Source organism: Mycobacterium sp. NGS69, assembly GCF_059812165.1.
In genome coordinates this window covers 117,711-140,605 of sequence record NZ_JCALCD010000009.1, presented here as the reverse complement: position 1 = coordinate 140,605, position 22,895 = coordinate 117,711, and the positions used below count along the sequence as shown (strand labels likewise).

Sequence of the window (22,895 nt, the reverse complement as noted above, 5' to 3'; positions counted from 1 at the left end):
TCAACCGGATCGGTACCCCGATCCGCGATCGGCTAACCGCGCGGTTCACGCGGGTTATTCGGCGCCGGAACCGGCCCGGATGGGTTTGGGCTAAGACGAACCGGCGTCGAACAGGAACTCGTCCAGCAGCCGGTTCACCCGGGCCGGGTCCTCCAGCGCGGCCAGGTGCGCGACTCCGTCCAGCACGGTGAACGACGCGTCGGGGATCGAGTCCGCCATGGCCCGGGTTTCGGCCACCGGGAAGGTGGCGTCCTCGGCGCCGGCCACGACGAGCACCGGAGCCGTCACGCCGGCCAGCAGGGCGTGCTGGTCCGGCCGGTCGGGGACCACGCTGCGGACCGCCCAGCGCGCCGAATCGATGTCGACGGCGCGCAAGTTCGCGAGGACGGTCTGGACCACCTCCGGGCGGTCGCGTAGGGTCGTCGGACCGAGGAAGCTGCGCACCGCCGCCCGCGTCAGCGGTGGCCGGATGCCGCCCAGCGCGGCCGCCATCCGCAACATGGCCGCATACCGAATCCGTTGGACGACACCGGCTTTCGACGCCGTGCAGTTCATCAAGACGCCGCGGTCGAGGCGGTCGGGATGGCGGGCCGCGAACGTGGCGCCGATCATTCCGCCCCAGGAATTGCCGACGAAGTGAGCCTTGTCGATGCCGAGCCCGTCCAGCAGGTCGACGACGCAGCGCGCGCAGTCGGCGAAGCTGAACGCCGCGCGCAGGGGCGCGCTGCCGCCGTGGCCGGGCGGGTCGATGAGCACCAGCCGGTTGGTCTCGCCGAATTGGGCGGCCTGGCCGGCCCAGAGGTCTCCCGTCATCAGCAGGCTGGGCCACATCAGCACGGCGGGCCCGGTGCCGGGGCTGACCTGGACGCGGATGCTTCCCAGCGCGGTATCGACCAACCGGGACACCAGCGTGCTCACGCCGCCACGATAGCTAGGCCGGGTATGGCGCCGCCCCGATTCGTTGCGGTTGATCGCCCGGGCGAACGCAGATCGTGCCGGCGTCGTCGGCGCGCACCTGGTAGGCGGTGACCGGCGCGCCGGCGCTGCCCACCTCTTCGCCCGTCGCCAAGTCGTAGGTGAAGCCGTGCAACGGGCAGACGACGATCCGGCTGTCGGCCAGTCCGTCCGCCAACGGACCACCCCGGTGCGGGCATACGGCGTCCAGGGCGCGCAGCGAGCCGTCCCTGAGGCGGAAGACCGCGATCTGCCGGTCTCCGACCGCGTAGGCGCGGCTTTCTCCGACCGGGATGTCGCCGACCGGGCCCAACCGGATCTCGGTCATCGCACCGGCACCTGCGGCAGCGGGATCAGCGGCAGCGAAGAGCGGAACTGGTTGGGCGGGGCCGCTTTTCGGCTCTCGGCCCACGGATCGCGGTAGGAATCCACCGACTTCTGCATGCGCGCGTCGAGCTCGCCCGCGATGCCCTCACCATCCTCGACCACGATCGAGCGGATCCGCTCGATGCCCACCCTCGGCACGAAGTCGTAGGTTCGTTCCAACCAGTTGGCATTCTCCCGGTAGTACTGCAGGAACCGACCCGTCAACGCGATGACCTCGTCGGAGGTATCCACCGTCGCCAGCAGATCGCCCTTGCGGACGTGTGAGCCGGCCGCACCGCCGACGTAGATCTGCCATTGCCCACCCTCGATCGCGACGACGCCGACGTCCTTGCACAGGGCCTCTGCGCAGTTGCGGGGACACCCGGTCACCGCCAGCTTCATCTTCGCGGGGCTGGGCAGGCCCTGAAACCTCTCCTCGATCGCGATGCCCAGCGCCGTGGAATCGCCCAGCCCGTAGCGGCAGAAGTCACTTCCCACACACGTTTTGACGGTTCGGAAGCTCTTGCCGTACGCGTAGCCGGACGGCATCCCGAGGTCGGCCCACACCGCCGGAAGGTCCTCCTTGCGCACCCCGAGCAAATCGATTCGCTGGCCGCCGGTGAGTTTGATCATCGGAATCTGGTACTTGTCCGCCACGTCGGCGATCCTGCGCAGCTGCTCGGAGTTGGTCACCCCACCCTTGAGTTGCGGGACCACCGAGAACGTGCCGTCTCGCTGGATGTTGGCGTGGACCCGGTCGTTGATGTAGCGACTGTCGCGCTCATCGACGAACTCGTGGCCCCACATCATGTCCAGCAACGAGGCGAGCGCCATTTTCGAGCCGGCGTCCTCGCGGCCTTCCGGCGCCAGCGCGGCGAACACCGACGACACCGAGTGCAGCTCGAGCTCGCGGATCAGCCGCATCAATTCCGGTTTCTCATAGGGGATCCCCGGCACGTACCAATTGGCCCGCTCGTCTTCGGAAATCGCGGCGCCGGTTTCGGAGGCGGCCCACTCGACGATCTGGGCGACCAGTCCCTTGCACGAGCCGCAACCCTTGCCGGCACGCGTCGCCGCCATCACGCCGGCGAGCGATGTCTGGCCGTCGTTGACGCAGCGGACGATCGCGGCCTTGCTCACGCCGTTGCAGTTGCACACCTGGGCGTCGTCCGCCAATTCGGCCGCGCCGGTCGCCGCGTCGGGGGTGCCGATGTCGAACATCAGCGAGATCCGTTCGGGTGGAAGCGGAAGCCCACGGTCGAAGGCCTGCATCAGGAAGGCCACCTTGCTGACATCGCCCACCAGGGTGGCACCGACCAGTTTGTCGTCGCGAACCACCACGGTCTTGTACACGCCGTGCTTGGGTTCGGAATACTGCACGAATTCGTCGTCGTCGCGCTCGGGTCCCTTCAGACCCATCGCCGCCACGTCGACCCCCGCCACCTTCAGCTTGGTGGCCGTGCGTGAACCATGATATGCGGCACGGGGATTGGCACTCGTCAAGTGATCGGCGAGCACACCGGCCTGCTCCCACAACGGGGCCACGAGCCCGTAAACCTGCCCGCGGTGCTGCGCGCACTCGCCTACCACGTATATGTCGTCGTCGTCGATCGAACGCATCTGGTCGTCGACGACGATAGCGCGTTCGACGGTCAGCCCGGCGCGCTGCGCCAGCCCGACGTTGGGACGGATACCGGCCGCCATCACCACCATGTCGCACGGCAGCTGGGTGCCGTCGTCGAATTCGATCGCCGACGGCAAGCCGTCCAGGGTGAGCATCCTGACGGTTTTCTTGCCGGTGTGCACCTCGATGCCCAGCGCCTCCACCAGGCGGCGCAGGATGGCGCTGCCCTGGTCGTCGAGTTGGGCGTTCATCAAGGTGGGGCCGCCCTGCACGACGCCGACGTGCAGTCCCCGATTCTGCAGGCCCCGTGCCGCTTCCAATCCCAGCAGCCCGCCGCCGACGACGACCGCCTTGCTTCGGCCCTTGGCGAATTCGATCATCGCCCCGCAGTCGTCGAGGCTGCGGAAGCCGAAAACGCCGCGCGCCAAGGTCTTGTCGTCCTGCCAGATGCCCTCGACGGGCGGGAAGAACGACCTGCTGCCGGTAGCCAGAATCAGCTTGTCGTAGCGGACGGTGGTGCCGTCGTCGGCGTACACCAGGTGCGCGAAGGGGTCGATGCGCACGACGCGCACCCCCGCCCGCAGCTCAATGTTGTTCTGCGCGTACCAGTCCAGCGGATTGAGGTAGATCTCGCCCGCATCGTCGGACCCGGCCAGCACGTTGGACAGCAGGATCCGGTTGTAATTCCCGTACGGTTCGTCGCCGAAGACGGTGGTGGCAAACAGTTCATTGCCACCGCGGGCGAGGATCTCCTCCACCGCGCGCGCCCCCGCCATGCCGTTGCCGACGACCACCAGCTTGGCCAGGCCGACCCTATGGCCGTTGGTTTCGGGTTGCACCAATGTAGCCATGGCGACTCAGATCTCAACGAGGCCGATGTCGACGAACACCGTGCCGCTCAGGCCGTCGGGGGCGGCGACGAACACCTCGAGGACGGTGTCGGCGATCAGGTCTTCGACGACCCGGAGCGGCACGTGCACCGCGTCCTTGGCCCCGACCGGGAAGTACCGCATCGGGGCGCCGTCGCGCATCAGGACGATGGTAACCAGCTCGTCGGTGCTGTTCCCGCCGCGGAAATAGACGGGCTGGGTGATGGCCCCGGCCGGCACGGCATAGCGCAGCGACGCGTCCAGCAGGGACGGCGACTCATACCCCTTGCCGTCGAAGGCGAACGCTCCCTGCAGGAATCGAGGGGTGCTGCCATCACTCATGTCTCATCTCCCTTCGGTGAATCGGCTGCGTCTGCACGCGCCACGGCGACCGCGCAGGCTTTGAAGGAGGGCATCCGGGAATGTGGGTCAAGCACCGGATTCGTGAGCCGGTTGATGCTCGCCGCCCCGCCCCAGTGGAACGGCGCGAAGACGGTGTCCGGGCGGATCCCGGGGTTCGTCCGCGCCGTCATCGCTACCTCGCCCCGGCGGGTCCTCAACCGAACCTTGTCGCCGCTGTTGATACGAAGGCGTCGCGCCAGCGTCGGGTGCAGCTCGGCCATCGGCTCCGGCTCGGCCTCGGCAAGCGCGACAACCCTGCGGGTTTGGGTCCCGGATTGGTAATGCCGCAACACGCGGCCCGTCGTGAGGTAGTACGGGAATTCGTCGTCCGGGGATTCGGGCGCCTCCCGTTGCTCGACGGGATGGAAGTGGGCCCGGCGGTCGGGCGTCGGGAAGTCCGCGGTGAACAGTCGAGGGGTGTCGGGGTACAGGGGCGACGGGCAGGGCCAGAACACACCGTCGCCGGTCGCGATCCTTTCGTAGCTGATCCCGCGGTAGTCGGCCTTGCCGCCCTGGCTCGCGCGGGTGAGCTCCTCGAAAACCTCTTGCGGGTCGGCCGAAAAGCCGTGTGCCCCTATTCGCTTCGCGAGGTCGGCCATGACGTCGAGGTCGCCGCGCACCTGTCCGGGCGGCGCGACCGCCGCCCGCCGCAGGATCACGCGGCCTTCCAGGTTGGTCATGGTCCCCGACTCTTCGGCCCACTGCGTCGTCGGAAGCACCACGTCGGCCAGCTCGGCGGTCTCGGACAGGAAGATATCGGACACTACCAGGAAGTCCAGTTCCTTCATTTTGTCCGCGATTTCTAGCGAATTGGGCGCCGAGACAACGATGTTGGAGGCCATGACCCATAGCGCGCGTACGCCGCCGGGTGTGCCGATGCCGTCGAGCAGTTCGTAGGCCGACCGTCCCGACCACGGCATGTCCGCCGGGTCGATTCCCCACACCCCCGCGACATGGGCGCGCGCGGCGGGGTCGTCGAGCTTGCGGTAGCCGGGCAGCTGGTCGCACTTCTGCCCGTGTTCGCGACCGCCCTGACCGTTGCCCTGGCCCGTGATCGTCGCGAACCCGCTATGGGGGCGGCCCGGCAGTCCCAGTGCCAGGGCCAGGTTGATGAAGGCTTGCACGGTATCCGTGCCCGAACTGTGCTGCTCGGCGCCGCGCGCGGTCAGGACCATCGCGCGGTCGGCCGCGGCCAGCATTCGCGCCGCGGCCACGATGTCGCCCTCGGGCACGCCGGTGATCCGTTCGACCCGGTCCGGCCAGTACAGCCGCACCGCGCGGCGCACCGCCTCGAATCCGGTGGTCCGTTCGGCGATGTAGTCGCGATCGATAAGGCCCTCGCGGGCAATGACGTTGAGCATGGCGTTGGCCAGCGCCAGGTCGGTTCCGGGGACGGGCTGCAGATGTAGGTCGGCCCGCGCCGCCGTCGCCGTGCGCCGCGGATCCACCACGATGTGCTTGGCGCCCTTGGCCCGGCCGTCGTCGAAATGCTGCATCGCGGGCGGCATGGTTTCGGCGGGGTTGCCGCCGACGAGCAGGATCGCGTCGGCGTGCGCGATATCGGCGAGCGGAAACGGCAGCCCGCGGTCGATGCCGAACGAGCGGTTCGACGCCGCGGCCGCCGAGGACATGCAAAACCGGCCGTTGTAGTCGATGGCCGAGGTGCGCAGCGCCACGCGCGCGAACTTGCCGAGCTGGTAGGCCTTTTCGTTGGTCAGGCCGCCGCCGCCGAAACATCCGACCGCGTCGCGGCCGTAATCCCGCTGCGTCGTGTGGAAGGCGGCGACGATCCGTTCCAGCGCCTCGTTCCAGGTGGCCGGACGCAGCGCGGCACCACGCTCGTCGCGAACCAATGGGGTGGTCAGCCGGTCCGGGTGCGCCAGCAGCTCGGCCGCGGTCCAGCCTTTCGCGCACAGCCCACCGCGATTGGTCGGGAAGCCCTCCTGCGGCGCGAGCACGACCTGCCCACGCGACGCGTCGAGGGTGATCCCGCACTGCAAAGAGCAGTACGGGCAGTGAGTCTTCGCCGGCGCCAACGCCATTGGCGATCACCGCTTAGCAGGTGAGCCGGCACGCACTTGGCCGGCTCGGCTGGATGTACCTCCCATGTCGCCTCCCGATCGGCGCTTACCACCGAAGGTACGTCGGCAGTGTTTCCACGGCATTTCCGCCGATTGTCCGCACGACTACCGCGGGATCACGGGCCCCTGCGCGGCGTGTGCTTTCGGCCCGGCGATACTTGACCGATGCCGAACGACGACGTTCACCCCGACCTGCGCCGCATCGCGCGCCTCGCCCCGCGGCACCTGATCGGCCCCCGCAGCCTGCCGGTGATGCGGGCCATGGGCGGCCTGACGGGGCGCCGCAAAGCCGACGCGACCGCGGGTGTCGAGGTGATCACCCTGGGATCCGGGGCCGGCGTCCGGCTGTTCCGGCCCCCCGGTGCGACCGAACCCTCCCCCGCAAGCGGGAGGTGCCCCCACCCCGCGCTGCTGTGGATCCACGGCGGCGGCTACGTGATCGGCACGGCGCAGCAGGACGACCGGGTGTGCCGCCGGTTCAGCTCGAGGCTGGGCATGACCGTCGCGTCGGTGGAGTACCGCCTGGCGCCCGAACATCCGTATCCCGCGGCGCTGGAGGACTGCTATTCGGCGCTGGCCTGGCTGGCGGAGCTACCCGCCGTGGACCGCGACCGGGTGGCGATCGCCGGCGCCAGCGCGGGCGGCGGCCTGGCGGCGGCGCTGGCGCTGCTGGCCCGCGACCGCGGCGAGGTGAGCCCCGCATTCCAGGTGTTGGCGTATCCGATGCTGGACGATCGGAGTTCGGCCGCCGGCGCAAGCCCGAACCACCGCCTGTGGAGCACCCGCAGTAACCGGTTCGGCTGGAACGCCTACCTCGGCGGCGGCGACCCGGCGGTCGCCGTCCCGGGCCGCCGCGAGGACCTGAACGGGTTGCCGCCGGCGTGGATCGGGGTCGGCACGCACGACCTGTTCCACGACGAGGACCTGGCCTACGCCCGGCGCCTGACCGAAGCGGGGGTGCCGTGCCACGTCGAGGTGGTGCCGGGCGCGTTCCACGGCTTCGACGTGGTGGCACGCAAAGCCCTAGTGTCGCGGCGATTTTTCGACAGCCAGTGCGAGAGCTTGCGCGCCGCGCTCGTCCCGGCCGCCTGAGCGCCGCTTACATGGCGAAGTAGACGAGCTCGCCGCCGATGACGGTGGCGGCCACCATGCCGGCGTCCAGCTCGGCCAGCGCGGTGGCCGGCGGCTCGGTCAGCACGCAGAGGTCGCCCGGCTGGCCGGCTTCGACTGACCGCGGCCGGCCCGGGCAGTCGGGGCGGCCCAGGAACATAGTCAAAGCCGTTAGCGCCGAGACACATTCGTTCGCGTTGAGCACAGCACCGCTCGGCGTGGTGCGGTGCACCGCGGCCCGCATCGCGGTCCACGGGTCCCCGTGGCCGAACGGCATGTCGGTGGACAACGCCACCGGCACGGATGCGTCCAGCAGCGACGCCACCCGCCACAGCTGAGCGTGCTCGGCGGCGGGGACGTCGGCGAGGTATTGGTCGCCGCGCTCGGCGACCAAGTTGGGCTGCGTCACCACCGTGACCCCGAGCTCCACCAGGTCCGCCAGGTTGTCGTCGGGCACCACGGCGGCGTGCTCGATGCGATCCAGCGGGTGGCTACCGGCGGCGCGCAGGGCCGCGATGGTGACCACCAGTTGGGCCGCCGTGACGCAGTGCACCGCGACGGGGCGGCCGTCGCCGTGCTGGTCGGCGATCCACGCCGTCAGGGCGTCCAGGTCGAGGCGATCGTCCTGCAGGATCTTCTTGCCGGGCGCCAGAAAGCTTGGCCGCGGCCGAAATTCGCCGCGTCGGTGCGCGACCAGCAGCGCGACCATGTCGTCGGCGCCCAGGTCGGGGGTGGCGTCGGTGACACCCGTGACGCCGGTCGCGGTGATGCGGCGGCTGAGCTCGGCCAGGTCGGTTTCGCGCTGCGCCAGCGCGTCCGACCACCCGCGGTCCGCGCTGCGCAGGCGGCCGTCGGGGTGGTCGGGGAGGCCGACCCGGCCCAGCGCCTCGGAATTGAGGATCCACAGCGCGCCGCTGCGGTGCTGGATGCGCACCGGAACGTCGCGCACGACGGCGTCGAGGGCCGCCCGGTCCAGCTCGCCGGCGACGGACTCGTGATACCCAACGGCGCGAATCCACCCGTCCGGGCCCGGGGTCGCATTCGAAAGAAGTTGCGTCAGTTGTTCTTTGGTGCTGACCCCGGGCGGCCCGACGAAGAACGAATCCAGCGCCGACGCGGCCGAGCGCAGGTGCACATGGTGATCGTGCAGCCCCGGCAGCACGGTTCCGCCCCCGGCGTAGAGCACGCCCTCCCCTTCACTGGCGACCAGCCCGTCGCCCACCTCGTCGATCTGCGCGCCGACGCGGATGTCGACCGTCCGGCCGTCGAGCAGGGTGGCGCGGTGAATCAGCATGGTAGGCACTGCCTTTCGGAGACCATCCGGCGCACGGCGTCATTGTCGGCGCCGAGGGCGGGCGCCTCGCCGAGGACCGTCGGCGCGCGCGGCGGCGGCGCCGGGTACGGCGCGGTCGACGCTTCGGTCGGTAAGGCCGCGTGCGTCGCGGCGACCGCGGCCATGGACACGTGGATCAACTCGCCGCCGCCTCGGCGCAGCGATTCGAGCACCGCAAGGGCCGCCTCCAGACCGGTCAGCGGGTCGGCGATGGCGTCGCCGCAGAACACCGGGCCGTCGGTGGCGGTACCGACCAGGCCGCCGGCCACCGCGGCGTCGTCGCCGAACGCCGGCCTGAGGTCGTCGTATCCGCTGATGCGCAACCAGATTCGGCCCGTTCGCGGCGCGACGTGATCCGGCCCGAGCCCCCGCCGCTGCAGCGCCGCGGGACGCGAGCCCTCGATCACGATGTCGGCGACGCCGAGCAGTTCGCGCAGCTCGCCGGACTGCCGGTCGAAATCCACACAGTAGGAAAGCTTCTCACCGTTCATCCAGTCGTAGAAGGCGCGGTTGCCCTCCCGGGTGCCGTCCGGGCGGCGCGGGCTCTCCACCTTGACGACGGTCGCCCCGCCGCGCGCCAGGAGCTGCCCGCACAGCGGTCCGGCCCACATCGAGGACAGGTCGGCCACCAGCAGGCCGGCCAACTCGCGCGGGTGCGCCCGGAAGCCCAGGTGCCGCACCTGTGGCGACGCGGCGGCGACCTCACCCAGCGCGGCGGCCGGGATGTCGAGCAACCCCGCCCGCTCCGTAACGGCGGACACCGGACGCGTTGCGGCCCAGCGCTGCAGCGCCGGCCACGGATCGGTGCCGCCCGCTTCGATCTCCAGCAGCGCGGGGACGGCGGCGACGTCGTCGGGGCGCGACAGCGTGATTGCGCACCAGCCATCGCGGGCCGGCAGCAACCGGGTGGCGCCGCCCGCCGACACCCGGCCGCGGCGCGTCAACCCGAGCAGCCCGGCCCGCCCGGCCAGCAGCGCGGCGGGGTCGATGGGGACGCCCGTTCGGCGGCGGACGGCCGTGGCCACCTCCTCGGCGCGGGCCAGGACGTTGGCGCGGGAGAAGTCGGGCGGCCCGTCGGGCAGGCCCGTCAGGCAGGCCAGCCCGCTGCTACCCCAGCTCGACGAGGGCGAACTCACGCCCCCCATTGTGCGCTCGGCTTGTCGGCGCGACTCAGAAATGCAGCGCGTCGAACCGCCAGTCCAGCACCGGCCGGTCGGGCGCGCCCGGCGCATCGCCGGCCGCGTAGACCAACGACCGCAGCCCCAGCACCCCACCTTGGCCGGTCGGCCGGGCGGTCTCGACGTGCAGCTCGCTGTACAGGGTGTCGCCCTCGTGCACCGGGCCGGTGTGATCGCAGGACTGCCAGCCCAGGACCGTCGCCAGGTTGGGCAACAGCCTGCTGGCCTGCGCGAGCGCCAGCCCGATGGTGTGTCCGCCGTACACCAGCCGGCGCCCGCCGACCCGCGAATCGTGATGGGTGGCAGCGATGTTCAGGGTGAGCCGGGCGAGTTCGGGCGCACCGCTGACCACGTCGCCCGTGCTGCGCAGCACCGCGCCCGCAAGGCCGGGGTCGAAATGCGGGCCCGGCACCTTGTCTCGGAACACGTCGGCGTCCCACTGCGCGGTCGGATCGTGGGCCGGGCCGGGCACGTCGGCGCCGACGGCCGACAGATCGTCGGCGGGCGCGTTCTCGGGATTCCAGCCCGGGCTGGCCGGCAGCATGCCGCACCGGTAGAAGTCGAGGACCAGCCGGTCGGCCTGGTCGATCGTGATCATCCGCAGCGCCGCCATTCCGGTCGGCTCCCGGCCCGGCTTCGGTGAATTGGCCCGCAGCCCAACCACTTCGGTGCGGGTGTAGATGGTGTCGCCGACGACGGGAAACCGGTGGAACACCAGCCCGCGGTAGAACAGGTTGGCCTTGACCCGCTGGGTGGCCAGCGTCGACTGGCCGATCGCGACGTCGCACACCAGCGCCGGGTGGGCCAGCGGCCCCGGCACGCCCGTCACGGCGGTGTTCAGCACCGCATCGCAGGCCAGCCGCAGCCGGTCCCCCACGATCGCCTGGTGCGCGGCCGCCATCCCCGCCGAGAGCGTCATCGCCGGAGCCCAGTCGAAGACCTCGCCGACCGACAGATCGTCGAAGTACGGGCCGCCCTCCCTTACATGCGCAAAAGTCACGGGGCCAATATGGCACACGTGGGCAGTGAGCTGAACGACGACGAGGACATGCTGGTCGCGACGGTGCGGGCGTTCGTCGACCGCGACGTCAAGCCCGGCGTCCGCGAGGTCGAGCACGCCAACGCCTACCCCGAGGCGTGGATCGACCAGATGAAGCGGATCGGCATCTACGGCCTGGCCGTCCCCGAAGAGTACGGCGGCTCGCCGGTGTCGATGCCCTGCTACGTGCGGGTCACCGAGGAGCTGGCCCGCGGCTGGATGAGCCTGGCCGGCGCGATGGGCGGGCACACCGTGGTGGCCAAGCTGATGACGCTCTTCGGCACCGAGGAGCAGAGGCGGGCCTACCTGCCGCCGATGGCCACCGGCGAGCTGCGGGCCACCATGGCGTTGACCGAGCCCGGCGGCGGCTCGGACCTGCAGAACATGACGACGACCGCCGTCGCGGACGGCTCCGGCAATCTGGTCATCAACGGTTCCAAGACCTGGATTTCCAACGCGCGCCGGTCCGGGTTGATCGCGCTGCTGTGCAAGACCGACCCGAACGCCACGCCGCGCCACACGGGCATCTCGATAGTGCTCGTCGAGCACGGGCCGGGCCTGACGGTCTCGCGGGACCTGCCCAAGCTGGGCTACAAGGGCGTGGAGTCCTGCGAGCTGTCGTTCGACGACTTCCGCGTGCCGGCGTCGGCGGTGCTGGGCGGCCGGGTGGGCGAGGGCTTCGCGCAAATGATGAAGGGGCTCGAGACGGGCCGCATCCAGGTGGCCGCCCGCGCCCTGGGCGTGGCGACGGCGGCGCTCGAGGACGCGCTGGCCTACGCGCAGCAGCGGGAAAGCTTCGGGCACCCGATCTGGAAGCATCAGTCGATTGGCAACTATCTGGCGGACATGGCGACCAGGCTCACCGCCGCCCGACAGCTCACCCGCTACGCCGCCGAGCGCTACGACAGCGGCGAACGCGCCGACATGGAGGCCGGAATGGCCAAGCTGTTCGCCTCCGAGACCGCGATGGAGATCGCGCTGAACGCCGTGCGCATCCACGGCGGCTACGGCTACTCGACCGAGTACGACGTCGAACGCTACTTCCGCGACGCCCCGCTGATGATCGTCGGCGAGGGAACCAACGAGATCCAGCGCAACGTGATCGCCGCGCAGCTCGTTGCCCGGGGCGGGATCTGACGCGTACCTCCCGAATTGACGCTCGGGTTTGCTGTATATTTGCCTGACTTCGGCGCCAGCAAAGAGAGGCAGCTGCCATGAGTTATCCCCCAGGGCCCTATGAGGGTTCCCCAGAATGGCAGGGCCAGCAGCCGCCGGCGTGGCAGGGCCAGCCGCCACCGCCGCCGCCCGGATATCCGGCCCCGCAGTCGGGTTGGCCGGCCCAGCGCGAGCCGGACAACTATCTCGTCTGGGCGATCCTGGTGACGGTGCTGTGCTGCCTGCCGTTCGGGATCGTCTCGATCGTGTACTCCACCAAGGTGTCCGGGCTGTGGACCCAGGGTCGGTACGCCGAGGCGCAGTCCGCGGCCGACAGCGCGAAGAAGTGGGCCATCATCGGCGCGATCGCGGGCGTGGCCGCCTTCGTCATCATCGGCATCCTGTACGCCTTCGTCTTCGCGGTCGCCGTCTCGAACCTGCCGTCCACGACCACCACCACCTATTCGGGCTTCTGAGCTTTGACGCCTTGGGCGCCAACGTAAGTCGCGTCAACCAGCCCCCACTCCCGAGCGGTGTCGGCGCCGATCGTCCGGCCGGACAGCACCAGGTACGCGGTGCGCCACCGGCCGATGCGCCGGGTGACGCTGACGGTGCCGCCGGCGCCGGGGATCAGGCCCAGGCCCAATTCGGGTAGCCCGAACACCGAATCATCGCGCGCCTCAATCCATCCGCAGAAGGCCGCCATCTCGAGCCCGCTGCCCATCACCCGGCCGTGCACCCGGGCGCGGCAGGACGGCCCGAGCCGCGCGGTCAGCGCGTCGAGGGCCAGCGCGGGGCTGTGCCGGGTGCGGGCCAGGTGCGCGCTCGCCGGGTCGGCGAACGTGCCGAATTCCGCCAGGTCTCCGCCGCTCCCGAACGATGGGCCGTTGCCGCCCAACACGATCCCGGTCACCGACGGGTCCAGCAGCGCGACGGTCAGCGCCTCGAGCAGCGCGGCCCGCGCATCGGTGGAGAACGCGTTGTGGCGCTGCGGCCGGTTGAACGTGATCCGCAGGGTGTCGCCGTCACGCCGCGCGAGCACTGGCTCGGCGATGTCGGGCACGCGGGCCGGGCCGCGTTCGGCCAGCCACCGCGCGAACTCCGGGCCGGCCTGCAGGGTGGAGTAGGCCAGCGATTCGGTCACCACCCCGGCCAGCGTCGGGCCGCCGGGGTCGATCGCGCGCAGCACGTCGTCGCACACCGCGCTGGCGTGCGGCCACCGGTCGCAACGCTCGGTGAGCTCGGCCAGGGCGTCGGGCACCGAGTCGACGGTGACCACCCGGCGATCCGGGCACGGGTCCTCGGTCAGCGTGAAAGTGGCGCGATCGAGCAATGATTCGTCGGCGTCCGCGACCGGCCCAACGGCGACCTGCACACCGGGCAGCGCATCATCATCGGGCTGCGGCGGCCCGCTCAGATCGACGACGCGCAGCGTCACACCGAGTACTTCTCGATCAGCCCGTTCTTGTAGAGCTTGCCGGTGTCGGTGCGCGGCAGCTGCGCCTCGAAGGCGATCGAGCGCGGACATTTGTAGTGCGCCAGGCGGTCCCGCAGCCATCCGGTCAGTTCGTCGGCGAACTGATCGGTGGCATCGGCCGGGTCGACGGTCTGCACGGCCGCCACGACGCGCTGACCCATCTCGTCGTCGGGAACGCCGAAGACCGCCGCGTCCAACACCTTCGGGTGGGTGACCAGAAGGTTCTCCGTCTCTTGCGGGTAGATGTTCACCCCGCCGGAGATGATCATGTGGTGGCGCCGGTCCGTGAGGTAGAGGTAGCCCTCCTCGTCGAGGTAGCCGACGTCGCCGACGGTCACCCAGCCGTGCGTATCGCGCGAGGCGGCAGTTTTCGTCGGATCGTTGAGGTATTCGAAGGAGTGCCCGCCCTCGAAGTAGATCTCCCCGGGCTGGCCCGGCGGCAGCTCGGTGCCGTCCTCGCCGAGGATGTGAGCCGCGCCCAGGTACGGTTTGCCGACCGAACCCGGATGCGCCAGCCACTCCTCGGCGCTGATCAACGTCGCCCCGATCGCCTCGGAGGAGGCGTAATACTCGTCGATGATCGGCCCCCACCAGTCGATCATCTGCTTCTTGATCTCCACCGGGCACGGGGCCGCGGCGTGCATCGCGCGCTTGAGGCTGGACAGGTCGTACGAATCACGAACGGCTGCAGGCAGTTTCAACATGCGGGTGAACATCGCCGGCACGAACTGGCCGTGCGTGACACGGTAGCGCTGGATGGCGTCCAGCGTGCCCTCGGCGTCGAACTTCTCCAGCACGACGGTGGTGATGCCGCCGGCCTGCGCGCTCATCGACCACACCGACGGCGCGGTGTGGTACAGCGGGGCGGGGCTCAGATAGATCGAGTCGGGGGACATCCAGACTTCGACCAGCGCCGACATCATGCCGGGCGCCTCGGCGGGCGGGAGATGCGGCAGGTCGCGCCGGATCCCCTTGGGCCGGCCGGTGGTGCCCGACGAGTACTGCAGCAGGTCGCCCTCGATCTCGTCGTCGATCGGCGTGTCCGGTTGGTGCGCAACGCATTCGGGGTAGCGCTCCCAGCCCGGCAGGTCGCCGTCGGCGATCATCAGCAGCTCTGGCAGCCCGGGCAGATGGTCACCCAACTGCACCAGCGTGTCGCGCAGCGCCGCCGAACCGATGATCGCCTTGGCGTTGCTGTTGTCGACGATGTAAGCGGCCTCGGCCGCGGTCAGGTGGGTGTTGATCGGCACGTAGTACAAACCGCTGCGGCGGGCCCCCCACATCACCGCGTGGATGTGCTCGTTGTTCTCCATCAGGATCGCGACGGTGTCCCCCTCGCGCAGGCCGGCCTGGCGGAACCGGTGCGCCAGTCGATTGGCGCGGGCTTCCAGGTCGTCGAAGGTGACGACCGTCCCGGACGGGTACAGGATCACGGCGGGCTTGTCGGCGCCGACATGGTGGCGAATCTGCATGCGCCGACTGTACGACGCCCGGGTTGACACCTGTCATGAGGGCAGCAGCAGGGCGCTGTCGCCGAACTCGTGCCACAGATAGCCGCGCGCGACCGCCTCCCGGTAGGCCGCCGCGACCAGGTCGGGGCCGGCGACGGCCTCCAGCAGCAGCAGGTGCGAGGCGCCGGCGTCATGCCACCCGGTGATCAGGCCGTCGACCACCCGGCACGGGCGGTGCGGGCCGAGCACCAGGTCGGTCCAGCCGACGGCCGCGCGGACCACGCCGGCAGCGTTCGCGGCCGACTCCAGCGCGCGCGTCACCGTGGTGCCGACGGCGATCACCCGGTTGCCGGCAGCGCGCGCCGAGTTCACCGCCCGCGCGGTGGGCGCCGGCACCTCGAACAGCTCGGGGGTCGGCGCCTCGCCCGCTTCGGCCGACGACACCCCGGCGTGCAGCGTGATCGGCGCGATCCCGATCCCGGCGGAGACCAGGGCGGTCACCAGCTCGGTGCTGAAAGGCCGGGCGGCGCTGGGCATTTCGGCGCTGCCGGCGGACCGGGCGAACACGGTCTGGTAGTAACGCAGCGGCCATTCCCGCGGCACGTACGCGTACCGGATCGGCCGCCCGTGCCGCGCGAGGTAGGCCCCCAGGTCGCCCTCGAGGATCACCCGGGCGGCCCACAGTCGCGCGCCCTCGGCCCCGGGTTCCGGATACGACGACCCGATGACGAGCGCCGCGCCGCCGGGCATGTCGACGCGTTCGCCGGGCCGCACATCGGTGAGGTGTCCGGTGGCGTCGGCCGCGGGCCGCAGTTCCACCACCCACTCCTTGTCGCCGCGCGCCGTCGAGAAGTGCACGGCGATGTCCCGCCCGTCGCGGCGGCCGTCGACCGCGGCGGGCATCGTGGCGGAGTTGTTCACCACCAGCAGATCGCCGGGTTGCAGGTACTCGCCGAGGTCGGCGAAGCGGGCGTGGCTGACCCGGCCCGGGCGGGCGACGAGCAGCCTGACCGCGTCGCGCGCGACGCCGCGGGCTTCGGGCGGCTCGCTGGCGTCGGAGCCCGGGGGGCGGTGGAAGTCGATCATGACAGCGCACCGGACAACAGCTCCGCGGCCCGGTAACGACCGGCGGGCGGCCGCCTTTCCAGCAGGCGCAGCAGGGCCGGGACGACCGACTCGGGCTCGGCGCGATCGGAGATGTCCTCACCGGGAAACGCGGCCTGGTGCATCTCGGTGCGCATGTCACCCGGGTCGAAGGCGTAGACGGCAATGGCCGAAGCCTCGGCCGCCAGGACGGCCGACAGCTGATCCAGCGCGGCTTTGGACGACCCGTAGCCGCCCCACCCGGCGTACGGCTCGACGGCGGCGTCGGACGACAGGTTGACGATCGCCCCCGCGTTGTCGGCGAGCGCCGGCAGGGCCGCCCGGATCAGCGCCATCGGGGCGAACACGTTGGTTTCGTATACGTCCCGCAAATCGCCGACCGGGTAGTCGGCGAGCGCCGGCTGCGGGCTGGGCCCAAGCCGGCTGGCGTTGTTAACCAGCAGGCCAAGGGGGCCGGCCCCGAGCGCGGCGGTCAGCAGCGCGTCACGGTGCGACGCGTCGGTCACGTCGCCGGGTAATCCGATCAGTCGATCCGAATTCAGCTCTGCAACAGTTGCTTTGAGTTCATGGGTGCGGCGGGCGTCGGCGACGACGGCCCACCCGCGGTCGAGCAGGGCGGCGGTCACCGCCCGGCCGAAACCGCGGGACGCGCCGGTGACGATGGCGACGGGGCTTGGTTGCGATCGAGTCATAGCGCCCATACTGATAGTTGAAGTAAACTTTAAGTCAAGTCTCCAATTCGAGAAGGCCGACAATGGACAAGCGGGATCTGTTCACCGTCAGCGAGATCGCGCGCCGCAGCGGCTTCGCCGCCTCGGCGATCCGCTTCTACGAGAGCCAGGGGCTCATCACGGCGACCCGGACGTCGGGCAATCAGCGCCGGTTCGAACGGCAGATGCTGCGGCGGCTGGCGTTCATCAAGGCCGCCCGCAACGTCGGGCTGAGCCTCGACGAGGTGGCCGACGCGCTGGCGACCCTGCCCGACGGCCGCACCCCCACCCGCGCCGACTGGGCCCGGCTGTCGAAGACCTGGCGCGCACGGCTGGACGACCAGATCGCCGGGTTGATCGCGTTGCGCGACAACCTCGACTCGTGCATCGGTTGCGGCTGCCTGTCACTGAAGCGCTGCGCGATCTCCAATCCGGGCGACCTGGCGGCCGGCGCCGGAGCGGGCGCGGTGTACCTGCCGAGATCGCTGCGACGCCCGGCTACGGGTGCAAAACTTTAGGACTCGGCGAGCCGCTGCTTGAGCGCCTCGAACTCGTCCTTGACGCCGGTCGGCAGTTTGTCGCCGACGAACTCGAACCACTCCTCGATCAGGGGCAGTTCCTCGCGCCACTCGTCGGCACGGACGGCCAGCGCCTGTGCGACCTCGTTGGCGTCCGCGTCGAGGCCGTCCAGGTCCAGGTCCTCGGGGGTCGGCACGATGCCGATCGGGGTGTCCTGGCCGCCCGCCCGGTGTTCGATGCGGTCGACGATCCACTTCAGCACGCGGCTGTTCTCGCCGAAGCCGGGCCACAGGAACTCGCCCTTCTCGCCGCGGCGGAACCAGTTGACGAAGAACACCTTCGGCAGCTTGGACTCGTCGGAGTTCTTGCCCAGGTCCAGCCAGTGCTGGAAGTAGTCGCCGACGTGGTAGCCCAGGAACGGCAGCATGGCCATCGGGTCGCGGCGCACGGTGCCGACCTTGCCCTCGGCGGCGGCGGTCTGCTCGCTGCCCATGGTCGCCCCCATGAACACGCCGTGCTGCCAGTCGCGGGCCTCGGTCACCAGCGGCACCGTGGTCTTGCGGCGGGCGCCGAACAGGATGCCCGAAATCGGCACGCCCTGCGGGTCGTCCCACTCCGGCGCCAGGATGGGGCACTGCGACATCGGCGTGCAGTACCGCGAATTCGGGTGGGCCGCATTGGTTTCCGTCTCGCGGAAGTACCAGTCGTTGCCCTTCCAGTCGGTGAGGTGCTGCGGGTCGCCCTCGAGGCCTTCCCACCACACCTCGTCGTCGTCGGTGAGCGCGACGTTGGTGAAGACGGTGTTGCCCGCGGCGATGGTGCGCATCGCGTTGGGGTTGGACTTCCAGTTGGTGCCCGGCGCCACCCCGAAGAAGCCGAACTCGGGGTTGACGGCGTACAGGCGGCCGTCCTTGCCGAACCGCATCCAGGCGATGTCGTCACCGAGCGTCTCGGCGCGCCAGCCCGGGATGGTCGGCTGCAACATGGCCAGGTTGGTCTTGCCACACGCGGACGGGAACGCCGCGGCGAAGTAGTACGCCTTGTTCTCCGGGGAGATCAGCTTGAGGATCAGCATGTGCTCGGCGAGCCAGCCCTCGTCGTGCGCCATCGCCGAGGCGATGCGCAGCGAGTAGCACTTCTTGCCCAGCAGTGCGTTGCCGCCGTAGCCGGAGCCGTAGCTCATGATCTCGCGGGTCTCGGGGAAGTGGGTGATGTACTTGGTCTCGCTGCACGGCCACGCCACGTCCTTCTGGCCCGGCTCCAGCGGGGCCCCGACGGAGTGCAGCGCCTTCACGAAGAAGCCGTCGTCGCCCATCTTCTCCAGGGCCGCCTTGCCCATCCGGGTCATCACCTTCATCGAGACGACGACGTATTCGGAGTCGGTGATCTCCACGCCCAGCTTGGGGTCGTCGGCGCCCAGCGGGCCCATGCAGAACGGCACCACATACATGGTGCGGCCGCGCATGCAGCCGCGGTACAGCTCCGTCATGGTGGACCGCATCTCGGCCGGGTCCATCCAGTTGTTGGTCGGGCCGGCGTCGATCTGCCGCTCGGAGCAGATGAAGGTCCGCGACTCCACACGCGCCACGTCGGAGGGGTCGGACAGCGCCAGGAAGGAGTTGGGGTACTCCTTGGGGTTCAGCCGCTTGAACGTGCCCGCCGCGACGAGTTGCTCGGTGAGCCGCTGCCACTCCTCGTCGGACCCGTCGGCGAAGACCACCCGGTCGGGCTGGGTCAGCTCGGCGACCTCCGCCACCCAGGACAGCAGCCCCTGGTGATTGGTGGGCGCGGTGTCCAAACCGGGGATGGTCGCTGAAGTCATCGAAGTCTCCTGGATTCTTCTGCCTGCTTACTCGGCTCGTATTTGAGTTGCCTTGCTATGCCCTCGCCCACACAACTGTTCACATGGTGGCGTTAGCTACAGGTTATCGTGAGCTACTTGTCGGAGAGGTCTCGGGCGGGTATAAGCCTTCTCACAACAACGATTCAGAAACAGGGCCGAACGTCACGCGTCGTCGCCATTCTCGCTCCCTGAAACCGGTTCATCGTTTTCGCCGTCGGGTTGGGGTATACCCGGTTGTCCCAGTTCTGCACGCACGGCGTCCAGGGCGGCCTGCACGGTCGGCATCTCCCGGTCGCGCACCGCGGCCGCCCGCGCCGCCGCGATCGCGTGCTCGCGCAGTTCGCTGTCGATCGCGCTGACCTGGTCGGCCACCTGCGCGTTCTCCGCCTCGTCGCGGGCGACCAGCGCGGTGCTCAGCAGCGACTCGGCGACCAGCACCCGGGTCGCCACCAACTCCTCCACCGTCGACTGCAGCGACGACGTCACATCGGCGGCCCAGCGGTCCAGCAGCGACCGGTCGCGCAGCAGTCCGCGGATGTGGATGACCACGAACGTGACCGCCACCCCGACGGCGACGCAGCCGACCGCGCCCGCCGCGGCCAGGGCGGGGCTGAGCCGGGCGGCCAGCCCGCCGACCAGCCGGCTGAGGGTCAACGCCACACCGAGCCCGAAGCCGGCGCCCAGCAGCATCATCAGCCAGGTTTCGTGCCGCCGGGATTTCAGAGGCGGGGGCGGGACCTCGACGGTCGGTAGCTGATCGACGCCGGGCAGGGCGACCGGCACACCCAGCACCTGCGCGACCTCGGCGAGGTGGGTGCCGGTTCCCTCGCTCACCTCGGCCACCACCTCGTCGACGCGGCCGCGCGCGTACTCACCGAAGCCGGCCATCTTCCGCCGGGACAGGCCGGCGGCGTCCTCTTGCAGCTCGGTTCGCACCGACGAGCACCTGTTGCGCGCGAAGTAGGACAACTGGACGCGGGCCTGCTGAATCTGGCCGCGCAGCGTGATGGTGCGCTCGGTTTTCGCCTGCCGCCGCTGCCGCAGGGCCCCGCTGCGCTCCTCGCGCAGCGCGTCGACCCGCGCCCGCCGCCCGGCGCCCTCGGCGTCGCGGTCGATGCGCTGGGCGACCGTCTGCAGCCGGGATTCCCAGGCGCGCAACCTGTTTCGCCGCGGAATGTCGGGGGCGGCGAGTTGCTCGTCGACCGTGCGCACCAAATCGTCGACGCTCGGGTCGCCCACGTCGGGCAGGGCGGCGGCACCGACCCAGGGCACGTGGGCGTACCGCGGCGCGTGCGCGGCCAGGGTGTCGCGGTTGGCGGCGAGGACGTCGCGCCAGTTGCGGTGCACGTCGATCTTGGACACCACGCCGACGACGACGTCGGTGTGCTCGGCAGCGGCGTCCAGCAGCGCGCAGTCGGATCCGGTCAACTGCGCCGCCGCGGAGACGACGAAGACCACCGCGACCGGCGCGTCGCCGGGTCCAAGATCCGCCGATTCGACGAACTTGTGCTGCGACAGCCGTTCGCGCAGCGCCGACACCACGGCGGTTACGCCGGCCATCCACGGGCCGGTCACCAACACCACGTCGCGCCGGTTGATGCCGGGTGAATCCAGCCGGGGCCCGATCGCCGCCACCAGCGCGTCGACCTCGGCGGCCGGATCGTCGCCGCTCACAGTGGCTCCCCAAGCGGCGACCCGCACGCCTGCGACCACAACCGCAGCGATCCCCGGGCGATGTCCGCGCCGCAGGCGCGCTGCAGACCACTCACCGGTCCCAGCCTGCCAAGGCTGTAGCGCTGCCAGCGCACCGCCCGGGGCAGGGGGTCCGCGGGCTCGTCGCCGCCGGGGTCGAACCCGGCGGCCTCGGCCAGGTCGACCGCGGCCGCCATCCGGGCGACCACCGTGTCGTCGCGGGACAGAAAGCCGCTGATCACCTCGCTGGCCTCGCCCCACGTGACGGCCAGCGCCTCCAGCTCCGCGACGGCCCGCAGCACCCGCCGATAGCGCACCTCCGCGCCGATCGCCGCGATGTTGTCCACGACCGCGTCGACGCCGCTCAGCTTGCGCAGCAGGGCTCGGGCCTGCGGCGGGGTCCCGCCCTGCCGGGCCGCCGCGATGCCCAGCGCGGTGCCGAACAGGTCGAGCGTCTCCAGCAGGCGCAGGCGCACGTCGGTCGGCACCGGAAGGTCCGCCGCGAGGAAGCCGGTGTAGGAGCCGTCCAGACAGCGCGCGCCCGCCGGGTCGGCGGCCAGCGCCCGCAGCCCCGCCCACAGCGCCGCGTCCAGACCGTCCAGCCCGGCGAGCGCGAGCAGACCGCTCATCGGCGCGATCGGCGCCCCGACGAGCGCGGCGAACCGCGTGTTGCGGGCGCTGCCGGACAGCCGGGCCAGGTCGGCCTTGTTCAGCACGGCCAGCACCGGGCGTCCGGCGGCGGCGACAGCGTCGGCGTCCTCGGGCTTGATCACCTCGGCGGTGACATAGACGACCACGTCGGCACCCGCCGCCGGCGCCGCCGTCGCCGTGATCCCGCGCCCGGCCCCGGCGCGGTCCAGGGCGCGGGCCACCGTGCGGCGACCCACCCCGCGGCGGCCGCGGACGGCCACGCGTAGCGGCGCGCCGGCCCGCTCGGCGATCGCCGCCAGGCGCGGGTCGGCGCGGCCGGCGGCAAAGCGCGCCAGCTCGTCGACGAAAATCCTGTGCCCTTGTCCCGTCATGTCCTACCCGTTCGATCCGACGGGCGTCCGTTTGCCGGGCGGCCAGTCGGGCCTCACCGAATGGTGGCATCTGCGTCATCGAGATGCGAGCCACCGCTACCAGCCGAAGGCAACTGTTGGGTATCAATCTGGACCACGGGCGGCTACATCGGAGGTTCATGGGCCACCATGGACAAATGCATGCGCAACCCGGGGTCGGGACGTGTCCCGGCGCGCCGGTGGGAGTGGAGGCTGGCCTGCAGACCGGAGAACCGCCTGGCCCCGAACATCGCCGCCTGCCGGCCACGAGTTTCCGGTCGCGGCGTTCCGCGCTTTCGGAGGCCCAGCGCCAGACCTGGGAGCGGCTGTGGCCGAAACTGGGCATCTCGGTCGGCCCTCCCCCGGCCGGAGCTCCGCCGCGCCCGGAACCGCTGGACACCCGCGCATGGTTCGGCCGCCACGCCCCGGTGGTGCTCGAAATCGGTTGCGGCAGCGGCACATCCACCCTCGCGATGGCAAAGGACGAGCCCGACGTCGACGTGATCGCGGTGGAGGTCTACCGGCGGGGCCTGGCGCAGCTGCTGTCCGCGATCGACCGCGAGCAGGTCGGCAACATCCGGCTGATCCGCGGGAACGGCATCGACGTGCTGGACCGCCTGATCGCGCCGGGTTCGCTGACCGGGGTGCGCGTCTTCTTTCCCGATCCCTGGCCCAAGGCCCGTCACCACAAGCGCCGGTTCCTGCAGCCGAGCACGATTGGCCTGATCGCCGACCGGTTACTCCCTGGTGGTGTCCTGCACGCCGCGACCGACCATCCCGGCTACGCCGAGCACATCGCCGAGGCCGGCGATGCGGAACCCCGGCTTCGTCGCGTCCAGCCGGGAAGCCGGCTGCCGATCTCGGTCGTGCGCCCCACCACCAAGTACGAGACCAAGGCCCAAGAAGCGGGCAGCGCCGTGAACGAGTTCATCTGGAGTAGGCGATAGA

At 70.6% G+C, this 22,895-nt stretch carries 20 protein-coding genes; 5 read left to right on the top strand and 15 right to left on the bottom strand.

Annotated elements, in window-relative coordinates:
* Window positions 1-90: 90 nt before the first annotated feature.
* The 5 genes from AC5Y2S_RS24455 to AC5Y2S_RS24435 form a co-directional block, all read right to left on the bottom strand.
* Complete coding sequence (locus AC5Y2S_RS24455) at window positions 91-831, bottom strand: alpha/beta fold hydrolase (RefSeq protein ID WP_499959002.1); 741 nt, start codon at window positions 829-831, stop codon at window positions 91-93.
* Between the two features lie 100 nt (window positions 832-931).
* Window positions 932-1,282, bottom strand: a complete 351-nt coding sequence (locus AC5Y2S_RS24450; protein ID WP_499958898.1) for a Rieske (2Fe-2S) protein — start codon at window positions 1,280-1,282, stop codon at window positions 932-934.
* Window positions 1,279-3,795, bottom strand: coding sequence for a nitrite reductase large subunit NirB (gene nirB, locus AC5Y2S_RS24445; protein WP_499958896.1), 2,517 nt, complete (start codon window positions 3,793-3,795; stop codon window positions 1,279-1,281). Before nirB ends, AC5Y2S_RS24450 begins: the two co-directional genes overlap by 4 nt.
* Before the next feature lie 6 nt (window positions 3,796-3,801).
* Window positions 3,802-4,155: a molybdopterin oxidoreductase gene (locus AC5Y2S_RS24440; RefSeq protein WP_499958895.1), complete on the bottom strand. Its 354-nt coding sequence runs from the start codon at window positions 4,153-4,155 to the stop codon at window positions 3,802-3,804.
* Window positions 4,152-6,257, bottom strand: coding sequence for a molybdopterin oxidoreductase family protein (locus AC5Y2S_RS24435; RefSeq protein WP_499958894.1), 2,106 nt, complete (start codon window positions 6,255-6,257; stop codon window positions 4,152-4,154). Before AC5Y2S_RS24435 ends, AC5Y2S_RS24440 begins: the two co-directional genes overlap by 4 nt.
* A gap of 204 nt (window positions 6,258-6,461) precedes the next feature.
* Here AC5Y2S_RS24435 and AC5Y2S_RS24430 point away from each other — a divergent pair, with 204 nt between their 5' ends.
* Entirely contained in the window at window positions 6,462-7,388 is a 927-nt protein-coding gene (locus AC5Y2S_RS24430; RefSeq protein WP_499958893.1) for an alpha/beta hydrolase, read from the top strand.
* Between the two features lie 7 nt (window positions 7,389-7,395).
* Here AC5Y2S_RS24430 and AC5Y2S_RS24425 read toward each other — a convergent pair whose 3' ends face one another.
* Genes AC5Y2S_RS24425 through AC5Y2S_RS24415 form a run of 3 tightly spaced genes read right to left on the bottom strand, consistent with a single transcriptional unit; the run spans window position 7,396 to window position 10,917 of the window.
* Entirely contained in the window at window positions 7,396-8,700 is a 1,305-nt protein-coding gene (locus AC5Y2S_RS24425) for an amidohydrolase family protein (RefSeq protein ID WP_499958892.1), read from the bottom strand.
* A complete protein-coding gene (locus tag AC5Y2S_RS24420) occupies window positions 8,694-9,884 on the bottom strand; it encodes a CoA transferase (protein ID WP_499958890.1) in 1,191 nt (396 codons plus the stop codon). The genes AC5Y2S_RS24425 and AC5Y2S_RS24420 overlap by 7 nt, the downstream gene beginning before the upstream one ends.
* Before the next feature lie 25 nt (window positions 9,885-9,909).
* Window positions 9,910-10,917, bottom strand: a complete 1,008-nt coding sequence (locus AC5Y2S_RS24415) for a MaoC family dehydratase (RefSeq protein WP_499958889.1) — start codon at window positions 10,915-10,917, stop codon at window positions 9,910-9,912.
* Window positions 10,918-10,926: 9 nt separating this feature from the next.
* On the opposite strand from AC5Y2S_RS24415, the gene AC5Y2S_RS24410 reads away from it, so the two are divergent.
* Window positions 10,927-12,093, top strand: a complete 1,167-nt coding sequence (locus AC5Y2S_RS24410; RefSeq protein ID WP_499958888.1) for an acyl-CoA dehydrogenase family protein — start codon at window positions 10,927-10,929, stop codon at window positions 12,091-12,093.
* A 77-nt stretch (window positions 12,094-12,170) separates the two neighbouring features.
* Window positions 12,171-12,587 carry a CD225/dispanin family protein gene (locus AC5Y2S_RS24405; protein ID WP_499958887.1) on the top strand — a complete coding sequence of 139 codons (417 nt, stop codon included), beginning with the start codon at window positions 12,171-12,173 and terminating at the stop codon, window positions 12,585-12,587.
* On the opposite strand, the gene AC5Y2S_RS24400 is transcribed toward AC5Y2S_RS24405, so the two are convergent.
* The 4 genes from AC5Y2S_RS24400 to AC5Y2S_RS24385 are packed head-to-tail and all read right to left on the bottom strand — an operon-like array spanning window position 12,572 to window position 16,835.
* Complete coding sequence (locus AC5Y2S_RS24400) at window positions 12,572-13,543, bottom strand: enoyl-CoA hydratase/isomerase family protein (RefSeq protein ID WP_499959001.1); 972 nt, start codon at window positions 13,541-13,543, stop codon at window positions 12,572-12,574. The genes AC5Y2S_RS24405 and AC5Y2S_RS24400 overlap by 16 nt on opposite strands.
* 2 nt (window positions 13,544-13,545) lie before the next feature.
* Window positions 13,546-15,060: a fatty-acid--CoA ligase FadD4 gene (gene fadD4, locus AC5Y2S_RS24395; protein WP_499958886.1), complete on the bottom strand. Its 1,515-nt coding sequence runs from the start codon at window positions 15,058-15,060 to the stop codon at window positions 13,546-13,548.
* Between the two features lie 33 nt (window positions 15,061-15,093).
* Window positions 15,094-16,125 (bottom strand): S-adenosylmethionine:tRNA ribosyltransferase-isomerase, encoded by a 1,032-nt coding sequence (locus AC5Y2S_RS24390; RefSeq protein WP_499958884.1) that lies wholly within the window; start codon window positions 16,123-16,125, stop codon window positions 15,094-15,096.
* Window positions 16,122-16,835: an SDR family NAD(P)-dependent oxidoreductase gene (locus AC5Y2S_RS24385; protein WP_499958882.1), complete on the bottom strand. Its 714-nt coding sequence runs from the start codon at window positions 16,833-16,835 to the stop codon at window positions 16,122-16,124. The genes AC5Y2S_RS24390 and AC5Y2S_RS24385 overlap by 4 nt, the downstream gene beginning before the upstream one ends.
* A 62-nt stretch (window positions 16,836-16,897) precedes the next feature.
* Between AC5Y2S_RS24385 and soxR the strand changes: the two genes are divergently transcribed.
* Window positions 16,898-17,371 carry a redox-sensitive transcriptional activator SoxR gene (soxR, locus tag AC5Y2S_RS24380; RefSeq protein ID WP_499902826.1) on the top strand — a complete coding sequence of 158 codons (474 nt, stop codon included), beginning with the start codon at window positions 16,898-16,900 and terminating at the stop codon, window positions 17,369-17,371.
* On the opposite strand, the gene AC5Y2S_RS24375 is transcribed toward soxR, so the two are convergent.
* The 3 genes from AC5Y2S_RS24375 to AC5Y2S_RS24365 form a co-directional block, all read right to left on the bottom strand.
* A complete protein-coding gene (locus tag AC5Y2S_RS24375; RefSeq protein WP_499958880.1) occupies window positions 17,368-19,194 on the bottom strand; it encodes a phosphoenolpyruvate carboxykinase (GTP) in 1,827 nt (608 codons plus the stop codon). The two genes, soxR and AC5Y2S_RS24375, sit on opposite strands and share 4 nt — an antisense overlap.
* Window positions 19,195-19,377: 183 nt before the next feature.
* The gene (locus AC5Y2S_RS24370; protein ID WP_499958878.1) at window positions 19,378-20,889 is read right to left on the bottom strand and encodes a hypothetical protein; all 1,512 of its coding nucleotides are present in this window, start codon (window positions 20,887-20,889) and stop codon (window positions 19,378-19,380) included.
* Window positions 20,886-21,929 carry a hypothetical protein gene (locus AC5Y2S_RS24365; RefSeq protein WP_499958876.1) on the bottom strand — a complete coding sequence of 348 codons (1,044 nt, stop codon included), beginning with the start codon at window positions 21,927-21,929 and terminating at the stop codon, window positions 20,886-20,888. The genes AC5Y2S_RS24370 and AC5Y2S_RS24365 overlap by 4 nt, the downstream gene beginning before the upstream one ends.
* Window positions 21,930-22,087: 158 nt before the next feature.
* Between AC5Y2S_RS24365 and trmB the strand changes: the two genes are divergently transcribed.
* Complete coding sequence (trmB, locus tag AC5Y2S_RS24360; RefSeq protein WP_499903274.1) at window positions 22,088-22,894, top strand: tRNA (guanosine(46)-N7)-methyltransferase TrmB; 807 nt, start codon at window positions 22,088-22,090, stop codon at window positions 22,892-22,894.
* The last annotated feature ends 1 nt before the right edge of the window (window position 22,895 follow it).